13 protein-coding genes are annotated in these 12,682 nt (G+C 46.9%); 6 read left to right on the top strand and 7 right to left on the bottom strand.

What is annotated here, in order from left to right; translation table 11 throughout:
- Window positions 1–317: 317 nt before the first annotated feature.
- Window positions 318–914 carry a thioredoxin family protein gene (locus tag JGK11_RS09490; RefSeq protein WP_293211387.1) on the bottom strand — a complete coding sequence of 199 codons (597 nt, stop codon included), beginning with the start codon at window positions 912–914 and terminating at the stop codon, window positions 318–320.
- 177 nt (window positions 915–1,091) lie between these two features.
- Here JGK11_RS09490 and JGK11_RS09485 point away from each other — a divergent pair, with 177 nt between their 5' ends.
- Together JGK11_RS09485 and JGK11_RS09480 are read left to right on the top strand one after the other, a co-directional pair.
- Window positions 1,092–1,496, top strand: a complete 405-nt coding sequence (locus JGK11_RS09485; RefSeq protein WP_293149705.1) for an NIL domain-containing protein — start codon at window positions 1,092–1,094, stop codon at window positions 1,494–1,496.
- A gap of 201 nt (window positions 1,497–1,697) precedes the next feature.
- Entirely contained in the window at window positions 1,698–2,141 is a 444-nt protein-coding gene (locus tag JGK11_RS09480) for a hypothetical protein (RefSeq protein WP_293186347.1), read from the top strand.
- Between the two features lie 879 nt (window positions 2,142–3,020).
- Here JGK11_RS09480 and JGK11_RS09475 read toward each other — a convergent pair.
- Window positions 3,021–3,614, bottom strand: coding sequence for a shikimate kinase (locus tag JGK11_RS09475; RefSeq protein WP_293186345.1), 594 nt, complete (start codon window positions 3,612–3,614; stop codon window positions 3,021–3,023).
- Window positions 3,615–3,636: 22 nt separating this feature from the next.
- A complete protein-coding gene (locus tag JGK11_RS09470; protein ID WP_293186343.1) occupies window positions 3,637–4,512 on the bottom strand; it encodes a LapA family protein in 876 nt (291 codons plus the stop codon).
- Window positions 4,513–4,740: 228 nt separating this feature from the next.
- Between JGK11_RS09470 and JGK11_RS09465 the strand changes: the two genes are divergently transcribed.
- Window positions 4,741–4,884: a hypothetical protein gene (locus tag JGK11_RS09465; RefSeq protein ID WP_293186341.1), complete on the top strand. Its 144-nt coding sequence runs from the start codon at window positions 4,741–4,743 to the stop codon at window positions 4,882–4,884.
- Here the strand turns inward: JGK11_RS09465 and JGK11_RS09460 are convergent, their stop codons facing one another.
- Window positions 4,885–5,502, bottom strand: coding sequence for a flavin prenyltransferase UbiX (locus JGK11_RS09460; protein WP_293190357.1), 618 nt, complete (start codon window positions 5,500–5,502; stop codon window positions 4,885–4,887).
- A gap of 333 nt (window positions 5,503–5,835) precedes the next feature.
- The gene (locus JGK11_RS09455) at window positions 5,836–8,205 is read right to left on the bottom strand and encodes a ribonuclease R family protein (RefSeq protein WP_293186356.1); all 2,370 of its coding nucleotides are present in this window, start codon (window positions 8,203–8,205) and stop codon (window positions 5,836–5,838) included.
- Between the two features lie 188 nt (window positions 8,206–8,393).
- Here JGK11_RS09455 and JGK11_RS09450 point away from each other — a divergent pair, with 188 nt between their 5' ends.
- Together JGK11_RS09450 and JGK11_RS09445 are read left to right on the top strand one after the other, a co-directional pair.
- The gene (locus tag JGK11_RS09450) at window positions 8,394–8,576 is read left to right on the top strand and encodes a hypothetical protein (protein WP_293190355.1); all 183 of its coding nucleotides are present in this window, start codon (window positions 8,394–8,396) and stop codon (window positions 8,574–8,576) included.
- Between the two features lie 510 nt (window positions 8,577–9,086).
- On the top strand, window positions 9,087–10,106 hold the full coding sequence (locus JGK11_RS09445) for a hypothetical protein (protein ID WP_293186337.1): 1,020 nt from the start codon (window positions 9,087–9,089) through the stop codon (window positions 10,104–10,106).
- Between the two features lie 565 nt (window positions 10,107–10,671).
- Here JGK11_RS09445 and clpP read toward each other — a convergent pair.
- Complete coding sequence (gene clpP, locus JGK11_RS09440; protein WP_293149808.1) at window positions 10,672–11,304, bottom strand: ATP-dependent Clp endopeptidase proteolytic subunit ClpP; 633 nt, start codon at window positions 11,302–11,304, stop codon at window positions 10,672–10,674.
- 148 nt (window positions 11,305–11,452) lie between these two features.
- Here clpP and JGK11_RS09435 point away from each other — a divergent pair, with 148 nt between their 5' ends.
- Window positions 11,453–12,184 carry a Uma2 family endonuclease gene (locus tag JGK11_RS09435; protein ID WP_293211385.1) on the top strand — a complete coding sequence of 244 codons (732 nt, stop codon included), beginning with the start codon at window positions 11,453–11,455 and terminating at the stop codon, window positions 12,182–12,184.
- A gap of 102 nt (window positions 12,185–12,286) precedes the next feature.
- Here JGK11_RS09435 and JGK11_RS09430 read toward each other — a convergent pair whose 3' ends face one another.
- Window positions 12,287–12,670 carry a hypothetical protein gene (locus tag JGK11_RS09430; RefSeq protein ID WP_293211383.1) on the bottom strand — a complete coding sequence of 128 codons (384 nt, stop codon included), beginning with the start codon at window positions 12,668–12,670 and terminating at the stop codon, window positions 12,287–12,289.
- Window positions 12,671–12,682: the final 12 nt, after the last annotated feature.

Raw genomic sequence — 12,682 nt, 5'->3', positions numbered from 1 at the left:
TAGAGGTAGTCGCCCTCAACCGAAATTGACATAAGTTGCGATCGGCTGTTGAATTTCTGTAAGTTATCGCAAATAGGAACAGGCAAGATGCCTGTTCCACAAGAATGTTTATTGATTGTGGAACAAGCATCTTGCATTATCACAAATAGGGGAGCATCTCAGTTTTGCAAGAAGCATTTTTTATCGTAGTGCTGTCCCCGCACAGCAAAGCTTGTACAAGCTTTGCTGTGCGGGGACAGCACTGTAAATGCAAAACTGAGATGCTCCCACAAATAGCAACAGGCAAGATGCCTGTTCCCTCTTCCTTCTTCCTTAATTTACTGTACTTGACTTCCGTGGGCGCGCGGGTCTGAACTGCTTGTTTTTACAGGGCCTGTGGCGGGAGTAAAATCAGAAACTTGACCGGAAGATTGCGAGTGCGGTATTGGTTTTCCTGCAATTAAAGCCTCTAAATTATCTTCCATAATACTGCGCGGTGTTTCGCCGATCGTTTCAGCAACGCTGCTGCCTTTATTATTCAAATAGACAAAGTGTGGAATGCCATCTACTCGATATTTGCTGATTTCTGGCAGCCATTTGTCATTGTCTACATTCAGCATGACAAAATTCATTGGTTCGGCATATTTCTGTTTGATGGCGCTTAAGTCCTTAGCCATTGCTTGACAGCTACCGCACCAATCAGCGTAAAATTCCATGAGTGTTGGCTTGCCGTTTGTTAAGGCTGTTGCTATCGGTGCGGAGGCTTTTGCCATTTCGGTGAGACTGCTTGATGGCGTTTGAGTTCGCACTCCTAAGAAGAGGGATACTGAAAGGGCGATCGCTGCTAATACGATCAATAAGTTTCTGACGCGCGCGGCGGCATTTATTTCGGAATCTGCGGGTGCAGGAGTTGAGTTGGGCGAATTAAGACTCATAAAATAAATTGGGATCTTATTTCTATGTTTTTATTTTTAATAAACACTTTAAATTATACCACATTTTGAGATAATCAGACCAATCTCATCAAAAAATTGGCTGAGGCCAGTAATTAGAGCAAGTGCGCTAAAACAATAAGATAAGAAAGATTGTGTTTGTAAATTACCGAGGTAACAGTGAAAAAACGGGTAACGCTGACGTTTCCACAACGATCGATCCAAATGCCTGTCACCTATCGACTGGCCAAGGATTTTAATGTTGCAGCCAACATTATCCGCGCTCAGGTGGCTCCGAATCAAGTGGGCAAACTGGTGCTAGAGTTATCAGGGGACATTGACCAACTAGAAGCGGCGATCGACTGGATGCGATCGCAAAATATCGGCGTTTCCCTAGCCAGCAGGGAAATACTCATCGACGAAGATACCTGCGTTCACTGCGGCTTGTGCACGGGGGTTTGCCCGACAGAAGCCTTGACCCTTGACCCAGAAAGCTTTAAACTAACGTTTGCTCGATCGCGCTGTATCGTCTGCGAGCAGTGCATCCCTACTTGTCCGGTGCAAGCTATTTCTACTAACCTCTAAGCCCGCACACAAATTTATCGGGTCAGCCGATTTTAGATTTTAGATTGAATAATTTTAGATTTACTCGTAGCGCCGTGAATCTGGAAGTTTAAGCATGAGTCTAAAATTTTGGAATCGACCATTATGAGTGCCGGCAAGCAAATAACCGTTTTTGGGCGGGGTCATCTTTATGTTGCTTGGTTCCCCTAATTTGTATATCGAATGAAACTAAATTCTTGGTTTTCCTTAACTCTACTTTTTGTTACTTATTTCATTTTTGGCTGGAAATTATCTGAATTTGATATTCCCCCGCACCTGACTTGGTTTTTCGCCGTGGCTGCTGTTTTAGTGTTAGCTATCGCGTTGTCATTCCCGCTGAAGGAGATAAAAAGATGGCTCATGCGCTGGTTTTCGAGTGATAGTGGGGCTTTTATTTCGATTATTGTAGGAGCTTTTTTGGCAGTTATAGTTGTTACCTGGATGCACCTTTTTGTGACGGTTTTAGTCTTGACTTCAGCCGGAGCTTTGGCAAGACTAGATATTCAAATGTTTGGGCACCAAAGATGGCGGACTTTTGCGATATTAGCTACTATTTCTTTAACTGGTTTGGGGGTGGGCGGAGCGATCGAGTTTTTGTCAAGAACAGGCAGGCTAGTATTACCTTAATGAGGAACGGGCAATTCACCCAACCAAATTCTACAACTCGCAACGGATATTTAGCGCAAAACTATGCGATCGCTCATCAATAAATACATATCGTTTTTTTCAATACCCACCGCCCCCGACTAAGGTCTTCGGGCCTTAATTCTAGCAGTTTTCAAATTTCATGAGGTAGAGCTTCCCAATTACCAATTACCAATTCCCAATTCCCCATTACCAATTAATGAACCTGGAGTGCAACTGAAAACCACTATGGCAATATCAATCTGTAGCGACTGTTGTTCAAAATCTTATTCCCAAGATCCGTAACTCCGGCAGCCAAAAACTAAATCCCAATAAAAAAGCAGCTTTAGGGAGCTGCTCGTCAGAATGCATGAGGTATTGTTTTTAGAATAGGACAGGTTGAATTCGATCGATCTTGGGTTACATTTTTTGATACGAGAGCATTGATGAGTCAATGGACGATCGCAAAATCGTCACACAGGAGGATAACATCAATGCTAATTTTTCCGACAATGAGGTTAGCGTTTAACTGTCCTTGCGCCCTACAGCCCTTCAGCGGTGGGGCCATTTTATTTTTAGAGAGAACTCAATAGCCGACTTTAACGCATCAGACGAGTCTGCCATTAGTTTTTGCACAAAAGCTCCATCGCTTAATCCTCACACTTAATAAAACTTACGCGCCACATTTATTCAAACCCGGTTGATTCCCAAATATTCGGTGGTAAAACCGACACACTCACCCAGAAATCAGTATTTTTACGGAATTCACAAGTCATCAAAAATCGGCTATTTTCCCAGAAACCCGCTTTATGACTGTCTCAATTGATATCAGACTCTGTTTTAGATCCGATCGAGCAACCGAGCCAGAGGGTTAGGACGTTTTTAATTGTCGAAACCGTTGCTTTCTTCTTCCGACTTCCCTCTTCCTTCTTCCTTCTTCCTTCTTCCTTCCTCTAGAACTTTTTTGATTTCCTCGATCGCCCGACGCGCAACTTCTTCAGGCCTTTCGCCTCCGGAAATGCCAACTCGGACATCTGCTTGAGCGTAGAAACGCTCTCGTTCGCTCAAAAGGCTTTCCAACTTAGATTTGAGGTCTCCCTCCCGCAGTAGGGGCCGAGTGCTGTCCGATCGCAGTCGATCGCACAATTGGTTTATCGGCACATCCAGCCACACCACGATACCGTAATGCAAGTAACCCCAATTTGTTGATCGGGCAACAATACCGCCGCCCGTAGCCACGATCGAATTTTGATAAGCAGCCAATTCGCCGAGCACTTTCGTTTCTAATTCCCGAAAAGCCTCTTCGCCTTCGCGATCGAAAATCTCAGCAATTGACTGATTAGCAACTCGCACAATTAGTTCATCCGTATCAAAAAAACGGTATTTTAATTCCCTTGCCAAAATCCGCCCCACCGTGGTTTTGCCCACACCCATCATCCCGACGAGATAGATATTAACTCCCCTCAACAAATCCACCGTCAAATCCTCCAATATTTTGCTATTTTTTCAGGTTAATCGGGCCGTCGCTGGGACGTGAGTCGTCCTCATCAAAGACATCATCCTCATCCAATCCCCAATCATCCTCTGTGTCTGCACTAGGATTTTGGGGTACTTGGGCGCCACCCCCTGGAGGTATGGGATCTTGCGGGGGAACCAGCACTCGATACTCTGCATCGTAGACAGACTCTGTTTGTCCCACCCCCGACTTGCTGGGATCTCGATAGCCATAGGAGTATACTGAGCCAGCCCAAGACTTGCTTTTTGGTTCCTGCTTCGATTCGTAAGCCCTCGGATTTGCTGCTGGAACGTCATTTACCTGCGGTCGATCGGCAAAATCGCGATCGTCCCCCCAATCATCATCGCTGCCGCCAGAGACCGATTTTGAGCCATCTGAAACCCAATCATCTTCATCATCTGCGGCTTGAATAATTGTCGGTTGATTGTAATTCTTGGCAACAGCAGGGTTTGGAGTTTCTGGTTGGAAAGTCTGCGGAGTGTAGCCTGCCGGTGTCCCGTACTCAGTTCGATCGGAAGTTTGGCTATTTTCCGTCTCAAAATCGGGGTCAATCTCCTGTTTTCTGGGAGGAGGAGGAGGCGCGTAAGCTGTTCTCCTGTCTGCTGAGACAGCCTCACGGCTGCGAATGTTGCGCCCGCTGGGAGTTCGTGTTTGAGATAGGTAATTTGAAAAGGAAAGCAAAGCAGAAATCAATAAAGACGTGACAACTCCCGTCCCCATGCTGAGCAAAATCCAGATAGATAAGGGTAAAGCGGGCGATCGAATTCCCAAAAATACCAGCGATAATGCCGGCTCCACATTTTGTAAGGCAAAAATAGTTAGCCCTACCACAATCACGAGCAATAATACAGGACGCATATCAAATTTTAATTGGTAATGGGTAATTGGTAATGGGTAATGGGTAATGGGTAATGGGTAATTGGTAATGGGTAATTGGTAATGGGTAATTGGTAATTGGTAATGGGTAATGGGTAATGGGTAATGGGTAATTGGTAATGGGTAATTGGTAATGGGTAATTGGTAATTGGTAATTGGTAATTGGTAATTGGTAATGGGTAATGGTTATTGGTTATTGATTATTGATTATTGTCAACTATCAACTATCAACTATCAACTGCCAACTGCCAACTGCCAACTATCAACTATCAACTGCCAACTGCCAACTGCCAACTGCCAACTGCCAACTATCAACTATCAACTGCCAACTGCCAACTGCCAACTGCCAACTGACTACTCTTCTTCCTTCCAGCGTTTGAGAGGAACGCAATCAACCCCCAACTGATCTAAAGCCCGAGCCACAACAAAGTCTACCAAATCTTCAATAGTTTGCGGATTGTGATACCAAGCAGGAATCGCTGGCACTATTCTAGCTCCAGCTTCCGCTAAGGTAGTTAAATTCCGCAGGTGAATCAAACTAAAAGGGGTTTCTCTAGGTACAAGTACCAATTTTCGCCCTTCCTTGAGCTGAACGTCGGCCGCTCTTTCGAGTAAATCCGAGCTCAAGCCAGCCGCCAACTTGCCTAGTGTACTCATGCTACAGGGAATAATCATCATCCCTTCGGTGCGAAACGATCCGCTAGCAATATTAGCACCAACATCTTGCCAGGGATGACACCGGAGTTTGCCAGAATTGGGTACTCCTGCTTGTTCTCGCCAGAATTCTTCTTGCAAAGTCGGTTCTGCGGGCATTCGGATGTTCTGTTCGCTTTGCCAAACTATGTAGGTAGATTTTGATGCTACCAGTTCGACGGCGCGATCGGCTTCCAACAGATATTTTAAAGTCCGCACGGCGTAAATCAGTCCCGATGCTCCAGTCACTCCTACAATCAGCGGGTAGTTATTTGTCATTTGTTATTTGTTAGTTGTTATTTGTTAGTTGTTATTTGTTAGTTATTAGTTGACTGTGGGAGCATCTCACCTTTTGCAAAAAAGCAATTTCTTCACAGTGCGAGCTTAAGAGCTCGCGAGTTGGATAGATCGCGAGCGGGGACAGCACTATAAAATCAAAACTGAGATGCTCCCGTTGACTGTTGACTGTTGTTAATTATTTTTGGATGATTTATGACTATAGTTTGCTCCCAATTTATCAATACTTAGTTGCTAGACAATGACAACTAAGTATTGAGGAAAATCAACTGTCAACTGTCAACTGTCAACTGTCAACTGTCAACTGTCACCTGACTATTCCTCATCATCAAAAGCTTGGCTGCCACCACCAACTGCAACTAAGTCAATTTGTTGGCGGTAGTAGTCAACGCTTTTGACTTGAACTTCTACCCGATCGCCCAAACGGTACTGATTGCGGTTTTTGCGACCAACTAGAGTTTGCTGGCGCGATCGATATTCATACCAATCATCCTTCAGCGAAGAAACGTGCACCAACCCTTCAACTCGCAAAAGTTCACTTTCCGGCGGCCGCACCTCAATTTCCACAAAGAAACCGTAAGACTGCACCCCTGTAATCAAACCCTGGAAAGTTTGACCGGTGCGCTCTTTCATCAATCCAGTTTTCTTCAATCCCTGCAAATCGCTTTCGGCATCCTCAGCAACCCTTTCGCGTTCCGTCAGGTGTACCACCGCCGCTGCAAACTCTGTCTCAAACTCGTGGTGCAAGTCTGGCGGCAGGACATTCCAAGTAATTTGACCGTGACAGGAGGAATGGTGCAGGTTGACTTTTTCTTTCGCACGAGTTGTGCGGCTGCTGCGGCCTTGCTCTAACACAGCGTGCAACACCCGCAGCACCAGCAAATCGGCGTAGCGGGAAAGCGGCGAAGTGCAGCGCGTGTAGCCATCTGACAGGGCCAAACCGAAGTGCGGCTTGGGAGTTGTGCTGTAAACAGCGGGCTTCATCGTGTCTTCGAGCAGGTAGGTGAGAACTCTTTCGGACTTGAGGCCGGCAAACTGTTGGGTAAATCGCTGGAAGTCAAAGGGCAGAACTTCTTCCTCGTTTTCGAGATACAGTTCGCCTCCGAGGTTGTTGGAGAGTTTGATGAACTCTTGAATGTCTGCTGGATCTGGCATCGGTTGGACGCGGTAGATTGCTGGCACTCCCAAGGCTTGCAGGTGAGTGGCGACAGCTTCGTTGGCAAGTACGACCAACTCCGAGACAGCCGACTGGGCGGCGGGAGCCGTTGCAAAAGCTCCTAATTCGCCTTCGTCGTCGAAGTGAGAGTTAGCATCTGGCAAATTTAGTTCAAAAGCTCCCCGCTTGAGCCTCGCCTGTCTGGCAGCCTTTGAGGCTGCGGAGATTTGAGCGAGGAAAGGACGGAGGGCGGAGGATAAAGCGGGATCTTCGGCATCGGAGCCTGGTTCGATAATTGCTTGAGCTTGCTCGTAGGTTAGCTGGTAGTCAATGTGAATGACGCTGGTTTGAATTTCGTATTCTAGGAGTTCTCCTGATTCGTCTAGGGTGAGCATGATGCTGAATGCCAGCCGTTCGGTGTCTAGCAGCAGGGAGCAGCGCTCGTTGAGGAGTTCTGGCACTACGGCGATGATTTTTTCTCCCAAATGGGCTGCTGTGCCTCGTTTGCGGGCTTCGCGATCTAGGGGAGTTTCGGGCTGTACGTACTCGGCGGCGTCGGTGACGTGGATTCCAACTTGCCAGCCGCCGGACTTCAGACTTTCGATCGACAATGCGTGTTCTATTGGCGGATCTGAGAGGAATGAGGTGGGGTCAAACTCGTTTTCGGTTGCGTCGTCTGAGAAACTTTCCTGCTGAGTTTTCGGGGCATCATTTTCGCCGTTGGTTTCTATCGGTTCATTTCTGCTGAAGGTAACAGTCAAGATGTTCCGCAAATCTAGCCGTTTTTTGATGTCGGTTTTTTTGACTTTGCTGGGCAAATTTTCGGCTGCTTTGATGACGGCTGCGGGGAAGGAGCGCGGCAAGTCGTGCTTGCAGCATACGATGTCGAGGTCGTCGGCGGCTTCGGCGTCGGAACCGAGTACCTGTACTACTTTCCCGACTGGGCGGTGGGTTCCCAGGGGATAGCGTTTGACTTCGACGTGTACTAAATGGTCGATCGCCTCTTGGAGATTTGTACCGTTGGCGAGCAAGTCTAGTTCAAACAACAGGCGATCGTCCAGGGGAATTGCTCTGTAGCTGACGCGGCCGGTGGGGGTGGCGGTTTGCTTGACTCGCGCCAGTACCGAGGGGTTAGCGCGTTCGAGGATCAGCATAACTTCGCCTTCGGGCGATCGGCGGCGGCTACCTTCTTTGATAATTTTCACTAAAACTCGATCGCCATTCCAAGCAGTCGAGAGGTGACTTTCCCGCACATAAACGTCTTCTGAACCTTCAGCATCTTGAATTGCAAAGCAAAATCCTTTGCTCGAACAGCGCAGTTTTGCTTCTACCACGTCATCTTCAGCTACTCGACGATAGCGGCCTTTGTCTTTGACTAATATGCCAATTTTCTCTAGAGCTTCTAATGCGATTTGAAGTTTGAGTTGACTGGTTTCATCATTGCAGTCGAGTTTTTTTTCTAGTGCTTTGGGAGCCACTAATTTGTCTTCTGTAAAATTTGCCAGCAGTGCAGCGATAGAAAATTCCATGTAGCGATCGATCCTCTTGTTTCCAGCAATTAGTCTAATTTTGGCGAAATCAGCCGCACCCTCTCTTGCCCTCGCTGTGCCTGCTTCCCAACAAATGCGCGGGTTAGTAGGTGGAGATACCAGCACAGTCGGTGCTACCCGTGCGCGGGGATTTTTTCAGATTATTTCCCCACACCAGCAGTCGCTAATTGTCTGCTGTCTGTCAGCAAATGACAGATGATGGTGCAGACAAATACCCCATACCCTATTCCCCAATACAATTTTTTAGCGTTGGTTCCTTTGCTTTTGGCTTGCAGCGCCGAGCTCTTCGCGAAGTAGAAAGCCCCTGTCGGTTCTTAAAAGATGACTCGATGCTGAAAGCGACGGGTTGAGTCCTGGATCGGGAGATGGAGAGATGCAGAGGGAGAAAATTTGCATTTGGGCCTCCTGCCTTTTTCCTTCTGCCTTTTTCCTGCTTTCTTCTGCTTTTTGAAGTGCCTCTTGCCTTGTGCTAAAGCCAAAGATTTTACCGTCTCAAGGCAAAATTGCTAGTAGCTCGCCGCTGCGATACCCCTGTTTTTGCAAGCGTTCTGCCCTTGCGGACGGAGGTGCAATTCAGGGTAGGGAGCAATCTGTGCTGTAGAAAGTGCAAGGTACACAAAACCGGAGACTTTTACTACTTTTGCCTAGTTGCTGTGTCATCTCCTATAGGTAGAAATGACGCCCGGTGCTTGTTAGCTTAAACCGCCGGATGTGGGATAGGGTTTAGTCGCGTGAAAGGTTGCGCGGATGATTCACCTTACATTTATTGTATGTTGAATATGTGCTTTCAGAAAAATGTTTTCTCTGGGTTGTACTAAACTTAAGTCATCAGCCCCTTCTGGTTTCGGGGTCAAAAAATTATGTTTGCTGAATTTCGCGCCCTTTATCCCGCTGGACAGTTGATCTGTGAGTTGCTGACTATTCATCACGGTAAGTTTGTGGTTCGCTGTCTGGTTCAGGTTGACGGCAAAACTCTCGCTACTGGTATGTCCGCTGCTGAGTCTGTTGAGGATGCTGAAGACCGCGCCCGATCGCGAGCGATTGCTGTCCTCGCATTTGCTGCTGCTCCGGCTCCGGTTGCTGCTGTTCCCGTTCCGGCTCCGGCTCCGGCTTCGGTTGCTGCTGTTCCCGTTCCGGCTCCGGTTGCTGTTGTTCCCGTTCCGGCTCCGGCTCCGGTTGTTCCCGTTCCCGTAGCCCCCCCTCCTGTTGTTCCCGTTCCCGTTCCCGTTGGGCCAGCCCTTGCTCCGCTTCCGGTTTTAGAAATGCCTGTTCCAGACAAAATTGACATACCACATCAAAGCAATTTTGTCAATAGGGAAACCAAATTAAATGCAGAGCCGACGATCGCACCTGTAGCGGAACCTTTGCCGCCAACAGTCGATTTACCTCCGGCGGTGGGATTTGTACCGAAGCAGTTAGACTCGGACGCTTGGCTGTCTTCCAGCTACGGCGAACCGCTTCCAGAATTGGAAGTGCCAAATACTAGCCAAAGCGAACTGTCGCAAGGTGCGGCCGAAGTCCGGGAATTGCAACCGATCGCGGTAGGAATTCCCAGCGATGCGATCGAAGATGATTCTGATACGATCGCCCAAATAGACGCAATTCTCAAACGGCTGCGATGGACAAAAAAACAGGAAACCGACTGTCTCGAACAAAATTATGGCAAGTCATCGCAGAGAGAACTTGCTAGCGAACAGTTGGCAGATTTCCTAGAATATCTAGAAATCTACAGCAGAACCACCGAAGAAATCAAGAGATTGGGATGGACAGCCAACCAAGGAAAAGATTATCTCAAACAAGGTTACGGCAAAGAAGCACGACATTTCTTAAATAGAGAAGAATTGTTCGACTTCCTGCAATATCTCGAATCTTTACCTTAACAATCAGGAAAATAGGTTTGTAGTGAGGACTTTAGTCCTTCTTTCTTGCAGGTTTGTAGTGAGGACTTCAGTCCTTCTTTCTTGCGGACTTTAGTGAATCACTATAAACTGTTTTTATTAACAGTAATTGAGCGGTTCATAAAAAATAAAAATTAAAAACAGGGAAATATTCTCCATTTTTAATTTTTAATTTACCAGTTCTGGACGAATTGAGGCCAAAGGGGGGGCATCTCAGTTTGGCATTTATAGTGCTGTCCCCGCTCCCGAGTTGTAGAATACGCGAGCGGGGACAGCACTATAAAAAAAAATGCTTTTTGCAAAGCTGAGATGCTTCCGGCCAAAGAAACCGGGTTTTTTACTTAATCTGTGGATTACAACGAGCGTCCCCGCTCGCGAGTTGTAGAATACGCGAGCTCGCGACAGCTCGCACTATAAAAAAAAATGCTTTTTGCAAAGCTGAGATGCTTCCGGCCAAAGAAACCGGGTTTTTTACTTAATCTGTGGATTACAACGAAGGATTTTCGCAAAAAACCCGGTTTCTGACTACCCGTGCGTCTAGGACTATTTACGCCACAGCAGCGATCGGGCGGCTAGCAGAAGGACGGCGATCGATCACTTGATCGACCAAACCATAGTCCTTTGCTTCTTCAGCCGACATAAAGAAATCGCGTTCGGTATCTTCTTCAATGCGGGAAAGCGGCTGACCGGTATGATCTGCCAAAAATTGATTCAGGCGCTGTTTGTGGTACAAAATCTCTTTCGCCTGAATTTCAATATCGGTAGCTTGTCCTTGAGCTCCGCCCAGAGGTTGGTGGATCATAATCCGGGAGTGAGGCAAACTCATGCGCTTGCCTTTAGCGCCCGCACTCAGCAGAAAAGCGCCCATGCTGGCGGCCAAACCAAGACAAATAGTGCAAATGTCGGGGCGGATGTGGTTCATCGTGTCAAAAATGCCCATACCTGCTGTTACCGATCCGCCGGGGGAGTTGATATAGAGGTAAATATCTTTCTCCGGGTCTTCGGCGTCTAAAAATAGCAATTGGGCTACGATCAGGTTGGCTAAGTCGGAGTCAACCTGTTGGCCCAAGAAGACGATGCGATCGCGCAGGAGTCGCGAGTAAATGTCAAAGGCGCGTTCGCCGCGACCGGATTGTTCTATAACTGTTGGGATCATTGAACGGGCCTGCCTATTACGTATCTTTTTTTTATTTTAGCGATTTGGGCTCATTTATAGTTAGGGTGCGGTGGCGGGCGATCGGCTTTGAAGGCTAAAAGCTTGAAGCTGAAACCAGTTGAGGCATTCTCGTCGGTTATAATTAGGTGTGGAAGTTTCTGGTAGAAATGAAATGACTTCTCAATTACAAACTAAGTTACTGCCAACTCAACAACCAGAAAAAGTTCTGTATCCAGACAGCGACGGACAGCCCATGTCAGATAACACCCTTCAATTTGGTTGGATTGTCAAACTCAAAGAAGGGTGCGAAGCCTTATTTAAAGACAATCCAACTGTATTCGTAGCCGGAGATTTATTGTGGTATCCCGTCGAAGGTGACAATAAAACTCGGCGTGCCCCCGATGCTATGGTGGTATTTGGCAGACCAAAAGGATATCGCGGGTCTTATCAGCAATGGCTTGAAGATAATATCGCGCCCCAGGTGGTTTTTGAGATTTTGTCGCCGGGAAATACGCTATCGGAAATGGCGCTGAAGTTGCAGTTTTACAACCGCTTTGGTGTGGAAGAATATTATCTCTACGATCCAGATAATAACGATCTGACTGGATGGCAAAGAACTGAAGCAGGACTAACAGTAATTGAGTCTTTAGATGGCTGGATCAGTCCGCGTTTGGGAGTTCGGTTCGTATTTGCAGAACCAGAATTAGAGATAATTCGTCCCGACGGACAAAGGTTTTTATCTTATGTCGAGTTAATGGAACAGCGGGATGAAATTCAGCAACAGCGCGATGAAATCCAGCAACAGCGGGATGAAATTCAGCAACAGCGGGATGAAATTCAGCAACAGCGCGATCGCATGGCTGCAAAACTGCAAGAATTGGGTATCGATCTAACTCAGCTTTAAGAATAGAACTCTTGCAAAAATAATTAGGACGGGCTCTCCGGCCCATCCCACAAGATTTATTTTTTTTGTGGGATGGGCCGGAGAGCCCGTCCCATCAATTGATCAAAAGGATTTTTGTAAGAGGTTTAATAGGTGCGATCGCTCCCTCTCCTTTAGTAGTAGTTCCATTTGTGCATCCCGTAAGGTAGCAAGGGTTTGTTGCAAATTAATTTCAGCTTGTTGGCGATCGCAAATTTCTTGACAAAGCTGTTGTTGAATATTCTCCAAACCACTATCATTATTCACCCCTGCTAGGACTTCTTCAATTTGAATCGATCGAGTTGTTACATCGAGACAATCTTCCTGAGTCGAAGTATCACTTTGCTCCACGACAGAGACATTTTCTTGTGATAAATCGTTGAGGATTAGAGTTGCTAAGTGTAGTTGCTCCGTTGGTGGCAAAGTGCGGACAACTTGAAGATAAATTTCTCGAACATTAGTCGGCATAATATATCCTCC

The sequence above is a fragment of the Microcoleus sp. PH2017_34_RAT_O_A genome, assembly GCF_020737885.1.
In the GTDB taxonomy this organism is placed as follows: domain Bacteria; phylum Cyanobacteriota; class Cyanobacteriia; order Cyanobacteriales; family Microcoleaceae; genus Microcoleus.
This window is presented reverse-complemented; position numbering and strand designations above follow the sequence as displayed.

Excerpts from the sequence above, each read along its gene's own strand:
- JGK11_RS09490 (WP_293211387.1), bottom strand. The coding sequence starts at position 914 with ATGAGTCTTAATTCGCCCAACTCAACTCCTGCACCCGCAGATTCCGAA.
- JGK11_RS09480 (WP_293186347.1), top strand. The coding sequence starts at position 1,698 with ATGAAACTAAATTCTTGGTTTTCCTTAACTCTACTTTTTGTTACTTAT.
- JGK11_RS09470 (WP_293186343.1), bottom strand. The coding sequence starts at position 4,512 with ATGCGTCCTGTATTATTGCTCGTGATTGTGGTAGGGCTAACTATTTTT.
- JGK11_RS09460 (WP_293190357.1), bottom strand. The coding sequence starts at position 5,502 with ATGACAAATAACTACCCGCTGATTGTAGGAGTGACTGGAGCATCGGGA.
- JGK11_RS09455 (WP_293186356.1), bottom strand. The coding sequence starts at position 8,205 with ATGGAATTTTCTATCGCTGCACTGCTGGCAAATTTTACAGAAGACAAA.
- JGK11_RS09445 (WP_293186337.1), top strand. The coding sequence starts at position 9,087 with ATGTTTGCTGAATTTCGCGCCCTTTATCCCGCTGGACAGTTGATCTGT.
- JGK11_RS09435 (WP_293211385.1), top strand. The coding sequence starts at position 11,453 with ATGACTTCTCAATTACAAACTAAGTTACTGCCAACTCAACAACCAGAA.
- JGK11_RS09430 (WP_293211383.1), bottom strand. The coding sequence starts at position 12,670 with ATGCCGACTAATGTTCGAGAAATTTATCTTCAAGTTGTCCGCACTTTG.